This window comes from Rouxiella aceris, assembly GCF_012933545.1.
Lineage (GTDB): Bacteria > Pseudomonadota > Gammaproteobacteria > Enterobacterales > Enterobacteriaceae > Rouxiella > Rouxiella aceris.
This window is the reverse complement of record NZ_JAADJU010000006.1, coordinates 174771-193486: the sequence shown is the minus strand read 5'-3', so window position 1 is coordinate 193486 and position 18716 is coordinate 174771. Positions and strand designations below refer to the sequence as shown.

Below are 18716 nucleotides of genomic sequence, written 5' to 3'. Positions count from 1 at the left end.
TCGGAGTTTTTATGCCCACTCGCAGCTACAGTATTGAAAGTCGCCGCGCGGAATTACTCGACCGTATCCAGAATGATATCCCCCTGAGTGTCGCTCAGGCTCTGCGCGAAGATCTCGGCGGAGAAGTGGATGCCAATCGCGATTTGACTGCCCAACTTCTGCCCGCCGATAAACAGGCAACGGCCACGGTGATCACCCGTGAAGCCGGTGTTTTTTGCGGTAGCGGTTGGGTCGACGAAGTTTTTGCGCAACTGGGCGCAGACCAGGTGCAAATCACCTGGCGGGTGAAAGATGGTGATCTGCTGGTCGAGAATCAACCCCTCTTTGACCTCGTCGGTCCGGCGCGGCTGCTGCTAACCGGCGAAAGAACGGCATTAAACTTTGTGCAGACGCTGTCAGGCGTCGCCAGCGCCGTCAACCACTACGTCAAACTGCTCGAAGGCACCAAGACCCGCTTGCTCGATACCCGCAAAACGATACCAGGCCTGCGCACGGCGCTGAAATATGCCGTGCTGTGCGGCGGCGGCAGCAACCATCGCCTGGGGCTGGCAGATGCCTTTCTGATTAAAGAAAACCATATTATTGCCTGCGGCTCGATTAAAGCCGCCGTCGAGCGCGCCCTGTGGATCCACGCCGATGTACCGGTTGAAGTCGAAGTGGAATCCCTCGCCGAGCTGGAGTCAGCCCTGGCTGCCGGGGCCGATATCATTATGCTGGATAATTTTACCGTCGAGATGATGCGCGAAGGAGTGGCAATGACCGCCGGACGTGCGCAGCTTGAAGTCTCCGGCAATGTTACCGACACCAGCCTGCGCGCCTTTGCCGAAACCGGCGTCGATTATATCTCCGTTGGCGCACTGACCAAACACGTGCGCGCGCTGGATCTCTCCATGCGCTTTAAATAAGTTTTATCCCTTCCCCCTGCCGCAGCGCAGGGGGATTTTGCGATCCCTGTTCCACCCTTTTGCTTTCTCTCCCGCCCTGCCATTTCATTTTGCGCGACATTTTCCATGGTGATGATCTGCCTGTAGCGCCAAAGATCCAGGCCCGCTACCTTTGGTCCGGTTATATGACGACATCACTAACTTCAAGGAACGGAGAACCTTATGCAATTACTGACTATCTTGCCCATCCCGACCCCCTCACGCAGCAGCAAACCAGACCGGCAGCAAGGCTTTTCGCTGATCGAATTGATGGTGGTTATTGGCATTATCGGCATTCTTAGCGGTATTGGTATTCCCGCTTACCAGGCGTATACGCAAAAAGCGGCGCTCACCGATATGCTGCAAACCATGCTGCCCTATAAAACTGCCACCGAACTTTGCAGTATCGATCAGGGCGAGCTCACCCCCTGCAATAACGGCGTGTCGACCATTCCACAAAGTAAAACCTCGCGCTACGTCAGCGGCGTAACGGTCAATGCTGGTGTTATTACCCTGAGTGGACAACAAACCCTTAACGGCTTAACCGTGGTGATGACACCAGCGATCAATACCACCGATGGCAGTATCGACTGGAGCAGACAGTGCACCCACGCTGGCAACGAAAGCCTGGTGGAGGCCTGCCAGCAGATCTTCCACTTCAGGGATGCGGAGACCCAGCCATGAATACCACCGCCTCTGACACCACCAATGTGGAACCTGCGGTCACTCCCACCAGCGAGTTAACCACCGAGCGAGACGCCATCTTGCAGCAGTGCCAACATTTTGGGGCGGTATTTATCGGTATCGAAAACGGCAACCTGCGCGTTGCCTGCGATCAGCAGAGCACCGATACCACGGCGCTGATTAATGCCCTGCGCTTTACCTGTGCATTAAAGATCAATATTGAGTTCTGGCCCAAAACGCAGATTGAACGCGCGCTTAGCCTGGTGGATCACGCCGCGCAGGCTGACAGCGCACCGGCACAGACTAATCAGGATGGCGATCTGGATAAGGTGAGCCAAATTCCCGGGGTACAGTTTATTAATCAAACTCTTAAGCTCGCCCTGCAGCGGCGAGCTTCCGATATCCATTTTGAGCCGTTTGAACATCAGCTACGGGTTCGTTTGCGCGTAGACGGTGTGTTGCAGGAAGTCCCCGGTCCAGGTTTTTCCTGGTCCGCCAGCGTAATTGCTCGCCTGAAAATTATCGGACAACTGAATGTTGCCGAGCATCGTTTGCCGCAGGACGGCCAAATGTCGGTCACCTGTGACAATCAACGCTACTCAATGCGCATCTCCTCCCTGCCGGTGCTATACGGCGAAAAGATTGTTTTGCGCATCCTCGACACCGGCCGGCAACAGCTATCAATGCCGCAACTGGGACTTTCCGAAGAGGAACAACGCTGCTACCTGCAGGCGCTAAACAAACCGCAAGGCCTGATTCTGGTCACTGGTCCCACCGGCAGCGGTAAGACTCTGACCCTCTACAGTGGCCTGCGTCATCTCAATACCGTCGGGCGCAATATTTGCAGCGTGGAAGATCTGGTGGAAATACCGGTAACCGGGATCAATCAAACACAGATCAATGCCAAAACCGCACTGAGTTTTGCCCGGGTACTGCGCGCACTGTTACGACAGGATCCGGATGTGATCATGATTGGCGAAATTCGTGATGCCGAAACGGCAGAAATTGCGATTAAAGCCTCGCAAACCGGCCATTTGGTGTTATCCACGCTACATACCAACTCAACAACCGAAACCCTGACCCGGCTGGCGCAGATGGGCGTCGAGGGCTATCAGATTGCCGCCAGCCTTCGGCTGGTGATAGCCCAACGTCTGGTAAGAAAACTTTGCCCACACTGTAAAACCCGCGCCCCGCAGCTTTTACCCGCACAATCCGATGCCGATACGCAGCCGGTAGCGACATGGCAGGCGCAAGGCTGTAAGCACTGTTTTTCCGGCTACTACGGCCGGGTGGGGATCTACGAACTGCTGGAAAATAACCCTCAGCTCCAGCAAGCGCTGGTTTCCCATGCCGACTCGGTGGCATTGCGCAATATAGCGAGTATGCAAAACCAGCAAACGCTGTTGCAGGCGGGCATGCGTTTAGTTGAAGAAGGTATTACCTCACTGGCTGAACTTTATCGCGTACTGGGCGAAGGAGAGCAAAGTGAGCAAAGATAACCTGACGCTTTATCGCTGGCAGGCGGTAGACCCACCCGGCTCGCTGCAATACGGTGAAAGCCTGTGTTCACAGCCGCAAGAGTTGCTCACGGAGCTAATACAATCGGGCCTGCAACCAGTTACTATTAAAAAGATACATAAGCTGCGCAGCGGCCAGTGGAAAAACAGAGAACGCATCGCGTTTATCAGACAACTGGCCACCTTGCTGAAAACTGGCTTACCGCTGTTGCCCAGCCTGAAACTGCTGGCCAGCGATCATTCGCTGCCCGCCTGGCGCTGCGTGTTGGGTGATATGGTCAAGCAGGTCAACGAGGGGCAACCGCTGTCTGGTGTGATGTTGCAATATCAGCAGGTTTTTCCTGCCATCTACCCGCAGGTGATTGCCATTGGTGAACTGACCGGGCAGTTGGAAAACTGCTGTCTACAGCTGGCCATGCAGCAAGAACAGGTGCAATCGCTGCAAAAACGGGTGAAAAAGGCGCTGCGCTACCCGCTGATTGTTATGACCCTGGCTTTGCTGATTACGCTGCTGATGCTGACGCTGGTGTTACCTGAGTTCGCCAAAATCTATGCCTCGTTTGACGCTGAGCTCCCCTGGTTTACGCAACTGTTAATCGCCGCTTCGCAATGGGTAGTGAGCTATGGCATCGTCGGTATGCTGCTAACTGCCGGTGGCTGCGCAGCCTATATTCACTATTGGCATCCGCAGGAGAAATGGCGCTGGCGAGAGCAACAGTGCCAGTTAAAACTGCCGATTATTAACAAGCTGATCCGCTATGGGTGCCTGTGCCAGCTGTTTCAAACCCTGGTGCTGACCCAGCATGCCGGAATGACCCTCAGTGCCGGTCTGCAGGCCGCAGAGGCCGCCATGAGCCATTTGCCCTATAAACGTGCCGTTGGTCAGTTGGCGCTACGTCTTGCCGAGGGGCGGCCATTACATAAGGCCCTGGATGAGTCGCCGCTGTTCTCCTCGTTATGCCAACAACTGGTGCGTATTGGCGAAGAATCGGGGTCACTGGATAGTCTGCTGCAAAAGCTGGCGCAATGGCATTCTGAACAAGCCCATGAGCTGGCCGAGAGCCTGGCGCAAAAAATCGAACCCTTAATGATGCTGTTTATGGGGGTTATCGTCGGCGGTCTGGTGATCGCCATGTATCTACCCATTTTTAATCTGGGTGCTGCAATGAATTAAGGGGAGATATGACGCCCTCCCCATTTTCACCACCAGATATCCACTGGATGTGATCTCTGTGCTTGATAACCAGCCGCCTTCACGATCGAGATACACGGGCATAATGCACCCAGGGGCGCACTGCCTAAAAATGAGCTTTTAAAAAGCCGACAATAAAAGATCACCCGGGTATCTCGTCAGCGGTTAATTGCCAAATAAGCGGTTTTCCTGCTCGGCTACGCGAATAAAGGTGGTGCGTTTAGTCAACTCTTTCAGTCGTTCGGCACCAACGTAGGTACAAGCTGAACGCAGGCCGCCAAGTATATCGCGTACCGTATGTTCAACCGGCCCACGCAACGGCAGTTTAACGGTTTTACCTTCAGCCGCACGGTAGTCAGCGACACCGCCAACATGGCGCTTCATGGCCGATTCTGAACTCATACCGTAGAACAGCATAAATTTGTCGCCGTTCTCTTCCACAATGGTTCCTTCGCACTCTTCATGGGCTGCCAGCATACCGCCCAGCATCACAAAGTCAGCCCCGCCGCCAAAGGCTTTGGCGACGTCACCAGGCACGGCACAGCCGCCATCACTGACAATCTGACCGCCCAGACCGTGCGCCGCATCGGCGCATTCAATCACTGCGGAAAGCTGTGGATAGCCGACACCGGTCTTGACGCGAGTGGTGCATACCGAACCCGGTCCGATACCCACTTTCACGATATCGGCCCCTGACAGGATCAGTTCTTCGACCATTTCACCGGTCACCACATTGCCGGCACAAATGGTTTTATCCGGGCAGGCTTCACGCACCCGCTGCAGGAAGGAAACAAAGTGTTCGGAATAGCCGTTCGCCACGTCGAGACAGACGAATTTCAATAGTGGCGAGAGGGCAAGAATTTTCAGGGTCTTGGTAAAATCCGCTTCGGACGTCCCGGTGGAAACCATTACATGGCGCAAGACCGACTCAGAACTGTTGGTCACGAAAATCTGCCACTGTTCCACGGTGTAGTGCTTATGCACTGCGGTAAGTAAATCAAATGACGCCAAAGCTTCAGCCATACGGAAAGTACCGACAGTATCCATATTGGCGGCAATAACAGGAGTACCCGACCAGCATTGGCCTGAGTGCTTAAAGGTGAGGGTGCGTTCGAGTTCAACTTCTGAACGGCTTTTGAGGGTAGAACGTTTGGGACGAATAAGGACGTCTTTGAAACCTAACTTTATATCTTCTTCAATACGCATGATATGTCCTGGTTTGGGCTAGAAGCCTGCTGAGGCAATCAGCAAGCGGAACAGTTGGCACCATTTCCAGTGGTTTTATCATACGCAGGAATAGCCCAACAGCAAGAGGTGGTTTTGCGTGGCGCTTCACAGTTTAAAATTTAACTTTAGGATAAAAAGCGCGACGTACTTGGCTTGCACTTATTGACGATCTCTTTATCATTTACCTATCGATTATTTCAGAGCAAAAGCATGAGTTATATTGTTGCCCTCACCGGAGGAATAGGCAGCGGCAAGAGTACCGTCGCTAACGCCTTTGGTCGTCTTGGCGTACCCCTTATCGATGCTGATATTATTGCTCGACAAGTTGTCGAACCTGGAACTCCGGCCCTGGCGGCGCTGGTTGAAAGATTTGGTAAACAAATAATTGAGAATGACGGTTCATTGAGTCGTCGGCATTTACGTGAGATCATTTTTAGCAATACCACAGAGAAACAGTGGGTTAACCAGCTTCTCCATCCGTTAATACAGGCTGAAACACAACGTTTGATGCAGACTGCCTCAACGCCATATGTGCTTTGGGTCGTTCCTTTATTGATTGAAAATGGATTACAAGCCCGGGCGAATCGGGTACTTGTGGTTGATGTTAGCGAAGACGTACAGCTTTCAAGGACGATCAGTCGTGATGGCGTCAGCCGTCAGCAAGCGGAAAATATCATCGCCGCACAGGTTTCTCGCCAACAAAGGCTAGCCTGCGCCGATGATATTATTGATAACAACGGTGGTCCCGAGACGATCGAGCCGCGTGTTGCTTCATTACATAGCCGTTATCTGCAATTATCGGCTTCAGCGACCCGACAGGATATTGACAAGAATGAGTGATGTGGTTTCTACCGTTCTCTTTGAACATCCTTTAAACGAAAAAATGCGCAGCTGGCTGCGTATAGAATTTCTTTTACAACAGTTACACGCGAATAGCGAAATCAGTTCGATCTCTTCAGCGCTGAATTTTTTCCGCGCGGCGTCCGACCTGCTCGATGTGTTGGAGCGTGGCGAAGTCAAAACAGAACTGATGAAAGAACTGGAGCGCCAGCAGCAGAAGTTGTTGCTGTGGACCGACGTTCCTGGTGTGGATATGTCGCGAATTCAAGACGTGCGTGCCGATCTGAAACACACAGTGACCTTACTGATGAGCGCACCGCGCACCGGTCAGGCACTGAGAGAGGATCGGCTGGTCAGTCTGGTCAAGCAGCGTCTGGGTATCCCCGGCGGCTGCTGTAGCTTTGATTTGCCAACGTTGCATATCTGGCTGCATCTGCCACAAGCGCAGCGTGACCGTGACGTACAGGCCTGGCTGGAGACGCTGATGCCACTGCACCACGCACTGACCAGCATTCTGGATCTTATTCGCCAGTCAGGGACTTTCCGTAATCAGACCAGCCTTAATGGGTTCTTTCAGGATAATGCCGAAGGTGCCGACTTGCTCAGGTTACGTATCAGTCTGGATAATCAGCTTTATCCGCAGATATCTGGTCATAAAACCCGTTATGCTATCCGCTTCTTACCTTTGGATAGTGAGAAAGGTCAGGTTCCGGCCAGATTGAATTTTGAACTTGCCTGCTGCTAGGAGCGGAATATGGAAGACAATATCACCAGAGTAAATTGCCCCACCTGTGGAAAATCAGTGATTTGGGGTGAAAGCAGTCCGTATCGTCCTTTCTGCTGCAAGCGCTGCCAGTTGATTGACCTGGGGGAATGGGCCGATGAAGAGAAACGCATCCCCAGCAAAGGCGATATCAACGAACTCGACGCCTGGAGCGAAGACGATATCAAATAAAACGGGGCCGCAAGGCCCTCAGACTGCTGACAAAGCTCATTTTTAGGGAGAGTACACCGTTGGGGCGCTATGCCCGGGTATCTCGATCTTCAAAACCACTTTGTCATCAAACTCAAGGGCCGCAAGGCCCTTACTATTTCACCTGAAACGCTAGATCTGCCCCAGTTTCAGGGCGGCGACAATTTCGGCATTTGCCGGCGGGAAATCGTCTTCTTTTAATTCAGTCTGTGCAACCCAACGCTTGGGCTGCCCTTCTTTACCGTAAGGCTCGCCTGCCCAGCTCTGCACTAAAAAGAAATGCAGATGGATAACGCGATCGGGAAAATGATGCTGTAGCGTGCGGATCAGCTCAGGCTCGTCGGCTTCAATGCCCACCTCTTCCTGTAGTTCACGAATTAATGCATCTACCGCCGTTTCACCCGCCTCGATCTTTCCTCCCGGAAATTCCCAAAAGCCGGCCATATGCGACGACGCATCACGCTGGGTAATAAATATTTCGCGTTGGCTGTTACGAATAATACCGACCGAAATATGCCGTTGGTTCAGAGACACAATATTCACCTCAAAATAAGGGCGGTGATCCACCGCCCTTGCTATAACCCATTTTTCCCCTCAATGGGTTATATCACGCTATAACTGATCCGCTACCAGCGGATCAGCTTTGCAGTCGTCCATGGCACTGCTTGTATTTTTTACCCGAACCGCATGGGCAAGGATCGTTGCGCCCGACTTTGCGATCGGCCACTGCGCCGGCAGACGGTGCCAGTTGCTCTTCCAATGAAGAGACATGGCTCAGTCGTTGCTGCTGCGCCAGACGCTCAGCTTCTTCGCGACGCTGTTCTTCCATTGCTTCAACTTCTTCCGGCATGCGCACCTGCACTTTGCTCAATACGCTAACCACTTCATATTTCAGTGATTCAAGCATAGAAGCAAACATGGCAAAGGATTCACGCTTGTATTCTTGCTTAGGATCTTTCTGTGCGTAACCGCGCAGATGGATCCCTTGACGCAGATAGTCCATTGCCGCCAGATGTTCTTTCCACAGTGAGTCCAGCGTTTGCAGCATCACGCCTTTTTCGAAGTTGCGCATCATTTCAACGCCGACCACTTCTTCTTTACGGGCGTAAGAGTCTTTTGCCATTTGCAGAATACGTTCGCGCAGCGTTTCTTCATGCAGCTCTGGCTCTTTATCCAACCACTCTTTGATTGGCATTTCCAGCTCGAAGTCGTTTTTCAGACGCTGTTCCAGACCCTCGATATCCCACATTTCTTCCAGAGACTGTGGCGGAATGCAGCTGTCGATGGTGCTCTTGAATACGTCTTCGCGAATGCTGGCAATGGTTTCGCTGACATCGGTAACATCCAGCAATTCGTTACGCTGGCTGTAAATAGCGCGACGCTGATCGTTGGCCACATCATCATATTCCAGCAGTTGCTTACGAATATCGTAGTTACGGCTTTCGACTTTACGCTGGGCGTTGGCAATGGCTTTGGTTACCCAAGGATGCTCAATGGCCTCGCCCGGTTTCATACCCAGTTTACGCATCATGCCTGATACACGGTCTGACGCAAAAATACGCATCAATGGATCTTCCATTGACAGGTAGAAGCGCGATGAACCGGCATCACCCTGGCGACCGGCACGGCCACGCAGCTGGTTATCGATACGACGCGATTCATGACGTTCGGTACCAATAATATGCAGACCGCCTGACGCCAGCACGGCTTCGTGACGCACATTCCACGCAGCTTTAATGCTGGCGATCTGTTCTTCGGTCACTTCTTCACCGAGGTTTTCGATCTCTGCCTGCCAGCTGCCGCCCAACACGATATCGGTACCGCGACCGGCCATGTTGGTTGCAATGGTCACGCGGCTTGGCTGACCCGCCTGGGCGACGATTTCCGCTTCTTTGGCGTGGAACTTGGCGTTCAGTACGCTGTGGGCAATACCGGCTTTGGTCAGTTCGTTAGAGACCACTTCCGATTTTTCAATCGATGCGGTACCCACCAGAATTGGCTGGCCGTTGGCGCTGCGCTCTTTGATATCTTCAATGATGGCGCCAATTTTTTCCATTTCGGTCATATAGACCAGATCCGGTAAATCTTTACGCAGCATTGGACGGTTGGTTGGCACCACAATAGTGTCGAGTTTGTAGATGGTGCTGAATTCAAAGGCTTCGGTATCTGCGGTACCGGTCATCCCCGCCAGTTTTTCGTACAAACGGAAGTAGTTCTGGAAGGTAATGGAGGCCAGCGTCTGGTTTTCGTTTTGAATATCAACATGTTCTTTGGCTTCTACCGCCTGATGCAAACCGTCTGACCAGCGACGACCCTGCATGGTACGACCGGTATGCTCATCAACGATGATCACTTCGCCATCTTTTACGATGTAATCAACGTCGCGGGTGAAGAGGACATGGGCACGCAGCGCCGCGGTGACGTGGTGCATCAGCATAATGTTGGCCGGTGAATACAGCGACTCACCTTCATCCATAATTTTCGCGTCAACCAGCATCTCTTCGATCAGGATCAGACCGCGTTCAGTCAGGTGTACCTGACGCGCTTTCTCATCAACCGAGAAGTGACCTTCGCCCTGGAAAGTTTCTGAGTCTTCTTTTTCCTGACGGATCAGTTTCGGGATCAGCTTATCAACGCGAATATACATCTCGGAGCTGTCTTCAGCCGGACCGGAAATAATCAGCGGCGTACGGGCTTCATCGATCAGGATGGAGTCAACCTCATCCACCAGCGCGTAGTGCAGGTTACGCTGTACGCGTTCTTCGATGCTGAACGCCATATTGTCACGCAGGTAGTCAAAGCCGTATTCGTTATTGGTACCGTAAGTGATATCTGCTGCATAGGCCGCACGTTTTGCCGGCGCTGGCATATTGGGCAGGTTGATCCCTACGCTCAAACCAAGGAATTCAAACAGCGGACGGTTATTTTCGGCGTCACGCTGGGCCAGGTAGTCATTGACGGTCACCACGTGCACGCCCTTACCGGACAGCGCATTGAGGTAGGCCGGCAGCGTCGCGGTCAGGGTTTTACCTTCACCGGTACGCATTTCTGCGATGCAGCGTTCGTTCAGAACCATACCGCCCAGCAGCTGCACATCAAAGTGACGCATACCAAACACACGTTGGCTTGACTCACGGACTACGGCAAAAGCTTCCGGGATCAGGCTTTCCAGCGCTTCACCTTTGGCCAGACGTGCGCGGAACTCTTCGGTTTTGGCTTTCAGTTCATCGTCGGAAAGCGCCTGAATCTGGGGTTCCAGCTGGTTAACTTGTTCCACCACTTTGCGCATACGGCGCAGGGTACGATCGTTACGGCTACCAAAAACTTTGGTCAATAATTTGCTTAACATGATTCTTAATATCTCTTGGAGGCCACGCAACGCGGCCACAATTTTTTGTTGATACTATATTTTGGTGCAGCCAAGGCAAAAAAGCTTATGCCATGATTAACGGCCACCACCAAATCAGAAATGACGATCAAGCGAGAGAGGAAGGTCCGGCGCGGATACCCTGTACTTGCGCTAACCACAGTCCAGGCTGATGATTATCGTAAGCGGTCAATATCAGTTGTCGGGTATTACGGATAATAACCGGCGGTTTTGCTTCATGGGTAAGCAGTGAGTTTAACGTTACCAGCAGCGCAAGACGCTGCACATGCAGAGGTTCGGCCTCGGCTGACAGCGTATCGGCGATAACGTTATTGGTGGTAACCTGGGGTGCCAGTGCAAAAGAGAGGTGACGGATCACCGTGCGCAGGGCATGCTGCTGCCAGTAGTCAACACTTACCGAGGCGCGGCGATGGGCCTGCAGCCAGACAAGGTTGGTCAGCCCGCGAGGACCGATATTTAAACGGTTTAGACTTGAGGAAGTATTAGATACACTTGCCAGCTCAGTTTGTGAAAGGCTTGTTGACACGCCAAGGCCAGCCGCGACCATCCCCAAAAGGAGATGCGGCCAAAAATACCTTCTGCCAAATTGTCGCCAACGATTTAGAATGCCAATCACAAGTTTTACAATCCGCCGGAGCCCGTCAATGCGTAACAGCCGCCCACAATTATTAGATATCCTGTTCGATGACGCTACAGCCGCCGGGCAAAGCCCGCTGCGGGTAGTTCAACAACGCGCGGCCGCATTACTCAAGCTTAATCGCGCGGTTAAAGGTCTGTTACCCCCCCCCATGCAGCCATGGTGCCGGGTTGGGAATTATCGCCAGGGTGTTTTGGTGCTCGAGATTGCAAATGCCAGTTGGATGATGCGCTTACGCTATGAACAACCGGCGCTGCTCTCTGCACTTCGAGCGCAAATATTACCATCATTGTCTTCAATCGACATCAGGATTAATCCATCACTGATGGTGAAAACGGAAAACTTGTCACAGGATAATGAAAAAACAGGCGGATCAAAGGGTCCGCTACCGCCGGTCAGGCAGATAAGCAAACAAAGTGCGGATGAATTGCGATTGCTGGCGAGCCGTAGCCCGGAGAAACTCAGAAAGGCATTAGAACGACTGGCTGAGATGGCCGGAGAGGGTGCCAAAACAACCAGTCGTAATAAGTAATATCAGTACCGATTAAGCTAATACTGTAGACGGGGCTTTAAATGCCAGAGGCACTTCAGCTTCATCCTGGAAGGTGACATATTCCCAGGCTTCCTGCTTAGCCAATACCGCTTGCAATAACTTGTTATTCAATGCGTGACCCGATTTATAGGCGGTCATGGCACCAATAATATTGTGACCACACATAAACAGGTCACCGATAGCATCAAGCATTTTGTGGCGAACGAATTCGTCTTCAAAACGCAGACCATCTTCGTTAAGCACTCGGTAGTCATCTACAACAATGGCGCAATCAAAGCTGCCACCCAGGCACAATCCGCGTGACTGCAGATACTCGATATCACGCATAAATCCGAAAGTTCGGGCTCGGCTAAGCTGGCGAACAAAAGACTCGGCTGAGAATTCCAAATTGAAACGCTGAGAACCTGCATCAATCGCCGGATGGTTAAAGTCAATGGTAAAGTCTAAATTGAAACCGTTGTAAGGTCGCAATTCAGCCCATTTATCGCCGTCTTCAACGCGGACCGTCTGTTTGATGCGCAGGAATTTCTTGGCGCAATTCAGTTCTTCAATGCCTGCATCCATCAACAGATAGATGAAAGGCGCAGCACTGCCGTCCATAATGGGCACTTCAGGCGCATCGACTTCGATAACGATGTTATCGATGCCCAGACCTGCCAGCGCGGCATTAAGGTGTTCAACCGTAGAAATTCGCACGTCATGCTCATTGACCAGGCAAGTACAGAGCATGGTATCACGCACGGATTTTGCATCTGCCGGGAAATCAACCGGTGGATTCAAGTCAGTGCGACGATAGATGACCCCGGTATTGGCCGGTGCAGGTCGCAAGGTCAAGGTGACTTTTTTACCGGTATGTAAACCGACACCCGTCGCCTGAACGATACGTTTTAATGTACGTTGTTTGATCATCGTTTTTATCTCGCAATGTTATCCATCCTACCGACCTAAGGATAACCTAAGATCGGTGGGACAGTTTAGCACAAAGAGCGGAGAACCCAAAATTCGGACGATTCGCTAAATCAGTCTGCCTGTTTACGCAGGAAGGCCGGGATATCGAGATAGTCAGGCTCTTTGTTTGATTGCGTGTTGGGATCGTTAACCACTTTGGCAGCCGGCTTGCTTTCCTGCGGCAATGGCGACATGCCATGCTGCTGGTAACGGTGATCCATTACGGGTTGGCTGGCAGCTTTATTGGTCACCAGGGTGATTTCAGGACGTTTGTCCATGCCAATACCGGTGGCAACCACGGTGACACGCAGTTCGTCGTTCATTTCCGGGTCAAGGGAAGTCCCGATAACCACGGTGGCGTTATCAGAGGCGAAAGCACGGATAGTGTTACCCACGGTTTCGAACTCGTCCAGACGCAGGTCAAAGCCAGCGGTGATGTTAACCAGCACACCACGCGCGCCAGAAAGGTCGATATCTTCCAGCAGTGGGCTGGAAATCGCCATTTCTGCGGCTTCTTCGGCACGATCTTCGCCTGAAGCCACGCCAGAACCCATCATCGCGTAGCCCATTTCGGACATCACGGTGCGCACGTCGGCAAAGTCGACGTTCATCAGGCCAGGACGGGTGATCAGTTCGGCAATACCCTGAACAGCGCCTTTCAGTACGTCGTTAGCCGCACCAAAGGCGTCAAGCAGAGAGATACCGCGACCCAGAACTTTAAGCAGCTTGTCGTTCGGGATAGTGATCAGTGAATCTACGTGTTTGGACAACTCGGCGATACCCTGCTCCGCGAATGCCATACGCTTTTTGCCTTCAAAATTGAAAGGCTTGGTCACAACGGCAACGGTCAGGATACCTAAATCTTTGGCAACTTCAGCGACTACAGGTGCTGCACCGGTACCGGTACCGCCACCCATTCCTGCTGCGATAAACACCATATCGGCACCTTCAAGCGCAACGCGTAGGGCTTCACGGTCTTCTTCAGCAGAATTGCGTCCTACTTCAGGGTTTGCACCCGCACCCAGACCTTTGGTAATACCGCTACCAATCTGGATTGTCTGGCCTACCGCCGTTTTACGCAATGCCTGGGCATCGGTATTCACGGCAAAGAATTCAACACCTTCGATGCGCTCGCGCACCATATGTTCGACGGCGTTGCCACCGCCACCGCCGACGCCGATGACTTTAATCACCGCGTCATTGGTTAGTTCCATAGGTTCAAACATAGTTTCTCTCCGTTTTGTGCCTGTCGCTTCGGGAACATCAAATACTTTAGGGATGACCTACAGCATGATCCCGTTGTTGAAACATTAAAACTCTTTTCTCAGCCAGCTATTGATTTTCTTGAACCAATTGCCCACTGAGGCGCGTTTTTCCACATCAGCCTCACCATTGAGGTGGGACTCTTTACCATAGTGCAGCAGCCCTACAGCGGTTGAGTAGTAAGGTTCCTGCGCATAATCTGTCAGCCCGGTAATGTTCAACGGTTGACCAATCCGCACCTGGGTATGAAATACCCGCTGTGCACAAGCTGCCAGACCATCAATTTGTGCTGCACCGCCGGTCAGGACGATACCGGCGGCCAGATGGTGTTTAACACCCTGTTGGCGCAGCTGTTCCTGCAACTGCAGAATCTCGTCGTTCACCAGATTCAGCAATTCGGTGTAACGTGGTTCTATTACTTCTGCCAGCGTCTGACGCTGCAGGCTGCGCGGCGGTCGACCCCCTACGCTTGGCACTTCGACATTTTCGTCTTTGCCAACAATGGATCCCAAGGCGCAACCATGGCGGACCTTGATGGCTTCCGCATCGGTAGGCGGCGTGCCGAACGCATAGGCGATATCACTGGTGACCACATTACCCGCATAAGGGATAACTTTAGTATGACGCAGCGCGCCACCGGTATAAACGGCTATATCCATTGTACCGCCGCCGATATCTACCACACAAACGCCCAGTTCGCGCTCATCTTCGGTCAATACGGCATAACTTGAGGCCAGACCGGCAAAAATCAGCTGGTCAACTTTGAGGCCACAGCGTTCTACCGCCTTGACGATGTTTTTTGCCATATCATTGTGGCAAGTGATCAGGTGCACTTTGGCCTGCATACGCACGCCGGACAGCCCGACCGGATTCTTGATGCCTTCCTGATAATCGATGGCATATTCCTGAGGAATAACGTGTAACACCCGATGCTCATCGCGGACACGTACCGATTTGGCGGTATGTACCACGTTCTCTACATCTTCCTGAGTTACTTCTTCCTCGGAAATAGGAACCATCCCTATTTCATTCTGACAACTGATATGTTTACCAGACAATGCGAGGTAAACAGAGGAAATTTGGCAGTCAGCCATCAATTCTGCCTGATCAATAGCGCGCTGCACGCATTTCACTACTGATTCAAGATCGTTGACGCCGCCCTTGTCCATGCCCCGCGAAGGACAACTTCCCACACCGATAATATTGACCATGCCATCGGGCAGAACTTCCCCTACCAACGCAGCGACTTTTGCTGTGCCGATCTCCAGCCCTACTACCAGTTTTCTGTCCGTCGACTTGATCATTGTTGTTTAGCCTGTGCCTGATTCTGATTACTGTTTTGCTGACCGACTTTCTGTCCATCACTGCTATTTGGGTCGATAAACGCTGGGGTCCAACCGACCGCCGCACTGGTTTCATAACGTAAATCTACATAACTGATACGTCTTTTATCGGCATCCGCCTGCTGCTGCAGTCGCGGATGCAATTCGATAAAGCGCTGCAAACGCCCGGTACGATCGTCTCTGCCCAAATCAATGCGCGTGTCATCATCGAGCGTTAACTGCCAGGAGTGACGCGCGGTCATCGATACCGACTTGACCGTAAACTTCCCGTAGGCCAGCTGTTGGCTCATCGCCTGATAACCTTGTAATACATCCTGCTCACTGCCTTCCGGACCATAAAGCAACGGCATCTTCTGTTTGGCGACGCGCTCTGCCGGGATACTAAACGGCTTGCCATCGGCATCCATCATATGCAGGTCATTCCAGTGTGCGACCGGCACATACTCAACCAGATGTATTTTCAACTCGTTCGGCCACTGCTTGCGCACGCTTACCTGTTTTATCCAGGGCAGACGTTCGATCTGCTGCTGAATAACGTTAACGTCCTGCGTCATAAAGGTACCAGGCGCACCCAGCGACAATATGGCCTGACGAATATCGTCATTGGTGGTGTAATGCCGGTCTCCGGTCACCACCAGTTCAGACAGCGGCAATCGCCGGGCATCGTCCATCCAACTCAGTACCGCCCAGGCACTCCAGCCAATAGTTGCCAACACCATCAGCAGAAACAGCATGCCTGCCAACTGACCGCCATTACTGCGGCGGCCATTGCTCTCTATCGTCTCTCGCTCTCGTGCATTCAGGGCAGCTTGAGACATATCAGTCCGCCAGCTCCAGAATGCGGGCAACCAGTTGTGGGAAACTGAGTCCCGCCTGTTTGGCGGCCATTGGCACCAAACTGTGGCTGGTCATGCCCGGTGAGGTATTCACCTCAAGCAAATTGAAGTTGCCGGCGCTGTCTTGCATCACGTCAACACGTCCCCAACCGCTGCAATCGAGAGCCCGGTAAGCCTGTAACGCCAGATCGGACAACTGCTGCTCCTGCTCTGCGTCGAGACCGCTCGGACAAAAGTACTGGGTCTCGTCAGAGAGATATTTCGCCTGATAATCGTAAAAAATACCCGCTGGCTGAATGCGGATAGAGGGCATCACGCGATCGCCAACGATAGCGACGGTGTACTCTGCCCCGCTTAACCAGCTTTCAATCAGCAAATCGTCATCGTGGCGGAATGCTTCTTCCAGCGCAGGCAGCAGCTCTTGCTGTGATGTCACCTTGCTCATGCCAACGCTGGAACCTTCACGACTGGGTTTGACGATTAACGGCAAGCCCAGCGCGGCGATCTTCTGCGCCAAAGCGCCCTGCCCTGCTTCGGCAAGCTGCTTGCGGTTAAGCGCAACAAAGGGCGCTACCGGCAGTCCCAGCGCTTGCCACACCAGCTTGCTGCGGAACTTGTCCATGGTCAGCGCCGAGGCCATCACGCCGCTGCCGGTATAAGGCAGACCGAGATGCTCGAGTACCCCTTGCAGGGTGCCGTCTTCGCCACCGCGACCATGCAGGGCGATAAAAACTTTGCTATAGCCTTCTTCTTTCAGGCGAGTGACAGCAAATGAGCGGGTATCTATCCCATGGGCATCGATACCAGACTCACGCAGCCCGGCGAGCACTGCGGCACCCGACTGCAAAGACACTTCACGCTCGGCAGAGGTTCCGCCCAGCAGCACGGCGACTTTCTCCGCCCCGATAGCTTGTTTAGACATGGTTTTCCTCTCCCTTTTTCACCGGTTGCAACTTCTGCTCAGCCAGCTTGCGGGCCACCTTGCCAATATTGCCTGCACCCTGGACCAGGATCAGATCATTGGCTTCGAGGATCGGTGCCAGAATTTCCGGCACCGCATCAATATCAGAAATCAGGATCGGATCCAGCTTGCCGCGCGCACGAATGGTGCGACACAACGAGCGGCTGTCCGCCCCTGGAATGGCCGTTTCTCCCGCCGGATAGACGTCGAGCATCACCAGCAGGTCGACCTGCGATAATACATTGGCAAAATCGTCGTACAGGTCACGGGTACGGGTATAGCGGTGTGGCTGGAATACCATCACCAAACGCTTGTCCTGCCAGCCGGCGCGGGCCGCTTTGATGGTGGCATCCACTTCGGTTGGATGGTGACCATAATCGTCCACCAGCATCGCGGTGCCGGCTTTGCCATTGACGTTTTGCAGCGGGAACTCGCCGAGGAAATCGAAACGACGTCCGGTGCCCTGGAAACCAGCCAGCGCGGTCAAAATGGCATCGTCACTGATATCTTCGTCGGTCGCCACGGCAATAGCCGCTGCCGCATTAAGCGCGTTATGACGGCCCGGGGCATTAAGCATCACTTCGATTGGCGTTTTGTCTTCGCGACGCACGGTAAAGTGCCCCTGCGCGCCAATCTGGCGATAGTCTTCGATAAAGACATCGGCATCTTCGCTAAAGCCGTAAGTGGTCACATGACGTCCGACGCGCGGTAACAGCTCGCGGATCACCGGATCATCAATACACATCACGGCGCGACCGTAGAACGGCAGGTTGTGCAAGAAATTGATAAATGTCTGTTTCAGGATCTCAAAGTCACCATGATAGGTGTCCATATGATCCTCTTCGATATTGGTGACAATCGCCACCATCGGCTGCAAATGCAGGAATGAGGCGTCACTTTCGTCGGCTTCGGCAATCAGGAAACGACTGGAGCCTAAACGGGCATGGGTGCCAGCCGCTTTAACCAGGCCGCCGTTAACAAAGGTCGGATCCAGACCGGCTTCCGCATAAATACTGGTGACCATCGCCGTCGTGGTGGTTTTACCGTGCGTACCTGCCACGGCAATACCGTGACGAAAACGCATCAGCTCGGCCAGCATTTCGGCACGGCGGATCACCGGAATACGCGCTTCTCTTGCGGCGATCAGCTCCGGGTTATCCGCTGAAATCGCCGTTGAAACCACCACCACGCTGGCATCGAGCACATTCTCGGGGCGATGATTAAAGTAAATCTGCGCGCCAAGTTCGGTCAGCTGTTGCGTTACCGCATTCGGAGCCAGGTCGGAACCGCTGATCTGATAGCCTTCATTGGCCAACACTTCGGCGATACCACCCATGCCGGCACCACCAATGCCAACAAAGTGTATGTGCCGGACGCGGTGCATCTCGGGCACGAAGGTACGCAGTTTCGCCAATTGTTGTGTATTCACGT

Annotated in this window: 18 protein-coding genes; 8 read left to right on the top strand and 10 right to left on the bottom strand. The window is 52.9% G+C overall.

The features are described 5' to 3' along the window. Positions 1–11: 11 nt before the first annotated feature. From nadC to hofC, 4 genes are all read left to right on the top strand, one after another. A complete protein-coding gene (nadC, locus tag GW590_RS13015; RefSeq protein ID WP_169403477.1) occupies positions 12–905 on the top strand; it encodes a carboxylating nicotinate-nucleotide diphosphorylase in 894 nt (297 codons plus the stop codon). A 201-nt stretch (positions 906–1106) separates the two neighbouring features. Continuing rightward, a complete protein-coding gene (gene ppdD / locus GW590_RS13010) occupies positions 1107–1607 on the top strand; it encodes a prepilin peptidase-dependent pilin (protein WP_169403476.1) in 501 nt (166 codons plus the stop codon). Then, on the top strand, positions 1604–3106 hold the full coding sequence (gene gspE / locus GW590_RS13005; protein ID WP_169403475.1) for a type II secretion system protein GspE: 1503 nt from the start codon (positions 1604–1606) through the stop codon (positions 3104–3106). The genes ppdD and gspE overlap by 4 nt, the downstream gene beginning before the upstream one ends. Then, positions 3093–4298, top strand: coding sequence for a protein transport protein HofC (gene hofC / locus GW590_RS13000; protein ID WP_169403474.1), 1206 nt, complete (start codon positions 3093–3095; stop codon positions 4296–4298). Before gspE ends, hofC begins: the two co-directional genes overlap by 14 nt. A 183-nt stretch (positions 4299–4481) precedes the next feature. Here the strand turns inward: hofC and GW590_RS12995 are convergent, their stop codons facing one another. Continuing rightward, positions 4482–5522 (bottom strand): GMP reductase, encoded by a 1041-nt coding sequence (locus tag GW590_RS12995; protein ID WP_169403473.1) that lies wholly within the window; start codon positions 5520–5522, stop codon positions 4482–4484. Between the two features lie 231 nt (positions 5523–5753). Between GW590_RS12995 and coaE the strand changes: the two genes are divergently transcribed. Genes coaE through yacG form a run of 3 tightly spaced genes read left to right on the top strand, consistent with a single transcriptional unit; the run spans position 5754 to position 7338 of the window. Further along, positions 5754–6383, top strand: coding sequence for a dephospho-CoA kinase (coaE, locus tag GW590_RS12990; protein ID WP_169403472.1), 630 nt, complete (start codon positions 5754–5756; stop codon positions 6381–6383). Further along, the gene (gene zapD, locus GW590_RS12985) at positions 6376–7128 is read left to right on the top strand and encodes a cell division protein ZapD (protein ID WP_169403471.1); all 753 of its coding nucleotides are present in this window, start codon (positions 6376–6378) and stop codon (positions 7126–7128) included. The genes coaE and zapD overlap by 8 nt, the downstream gene beginning before the upstream one ends. Before the next feature lie 9 nt (positions 7129–7137). Further along, complete coding sequence (gene yacG / locus GW590_RS12980; RefSeq protein WP_169403470.1) at positions 7138–7338, top strand: DNA gyrase inhibitor YacG; 201 nt, start codon at positions 7138–7140, stop codon at positions 7336–7338. A gap of 150 nt (positions 7339–7488) precedes the next feature. Here yacG and mutT read toward each other — a convergent pair whose 3' ends face one another. The 3 genes from mutT to secM all read right to left on the bottom strand — a co-directional run bounded on the left by mutT (position 7489) and on the right by secM (position 11360). Next, positions 7489–7884, bottom strand: a complete 396-nt coding sequence (gene mutT, locus GW590_RS12975; RefSeq protein ID WP_169403610.1) for an 8-oxo-dGTP diphosphatase MutT — start codon at positions 7882–7884, stop codon at positions 7489–7491. A gap of 109 nt (positions 7885–7993) precedes the next feature. Further along, entirely contained in the window at positions 7994–10705 is a 2712-nt protein-coding gene (secA, locus tag GW590_RS12970; protein WP_169403469.1) for a preprotein translocase subunit SecA, read from the bottom strand. Positions 10706–10832: 127 nt separating this feature from the next. Next, the gene (secM, locus tag GW590_RS12965) at positions 10833–11360 is read right to left on the bottom strand and encodes a secA translation cis-regulator SecM (RefSeq protein ID WP_169403468.1); all 528 of its coding nucleotides are present in this window, start codon (positions 11358–11360) and stop codon (positions 10833–10835) included. 28 nt (positions 11361–11388) lie between these two features. On the opposite strand from secM, the gene GW590_RS12960 reads away from it, so the two are divergent. Then, complete coding sequence (locus GW590_RS12960) at positions 11389–11913, top strand: DUF721 domain-containing protein (RefSeq protein WP_169403609.1); 525 nt, start codon at positions 11389–11391, stop codon at positions 11911–11913. A gap of 12 nt (positions 11914–11925) precedes the next feature. On the opposite strand, the gene lpxC is transcribed toward GW590_RS12960, so the two are convergent. The 6 genes from lpxC to murC all read right to left on the bottom strand — a co-directional run bounded on the left by lpxC (position 11926) and on the right by murC (position 18714). Further along, positions 11926–12843, bottom strand: a complete 918-nt coding sequence (gene lpxC, locus GW590_RS12955; RefSeq protein ID WP_169403467.1) for a UDP-3-O-acyl-N-acetylglucosamine deacetylase — start codon at positions 12841–12843, stop codon at positions 11926–11928. Between the two features lie 110 nt (positions 12844–12953). Then, positions 12954–14108, bottom strand: a complete 1155-nt coding sequence (gene ftsZ / locus GW590_RS12950; RefSeq protein WP_169403466.1) for a cell division protein FtsZ — start codon at positions 14106–14108, stop codon at positions 12954–12956. An 84-nt stretch (positions 14109–14192) separates the two neighbouring features. Next, complete coding sequence (gene ftsA / locus GW590_RS12945) at positions 14193–15449, bottom strand: cell division protein FtsA (RefSeq protein WP_169403465.1); 1257 nt, start codon at positions 15447–15449, stop codon at positions 14193–14195. Beyond that, positions 15446–16306, bottom strand: a complete 861-nt coding sequence (gene ftsQ / locus GW590_RS12940) for a cell division protein FtsQ (protein ID WP_169403464.1) — start codon at positions 16304–16306, stop codon at positions 15446–15448. Before ftsQ ends, ftsA begins: the two co-directional genes overlap by 4 nt. A gap of 1 nt (position 16307) precedes the next feature. Then, the gene (locus GW590_RS12935) at positions 16308–17246 is read right to left on the bottom strand and encodes a D-alanine--D-alanine ligase (protein WP_169403463.1); all 939 of its coding nucleotides are present in this window, start codon (positions 17244–17246) and stop codon (positions 16308–16310) included. Continuing rightward, the gene (murC, locus tag GW590_RS12930; RefSeq protein WP_169403462.1) at positions 17239–18714 is read right to left on the bottom strand and encodes a UDP-N-acetylmuramate--L-alanine ligase; all 1476 of its coding nucleotides are present in this window, start codon (positions 18712–18714) and stop codon (positions 17239–17241) included. Before murC ends, GW590_RS12935 begins: the two co-directional genes overlap by 8 nt. Positions 18715–18716: the final 2 nt, after the last annotated feature.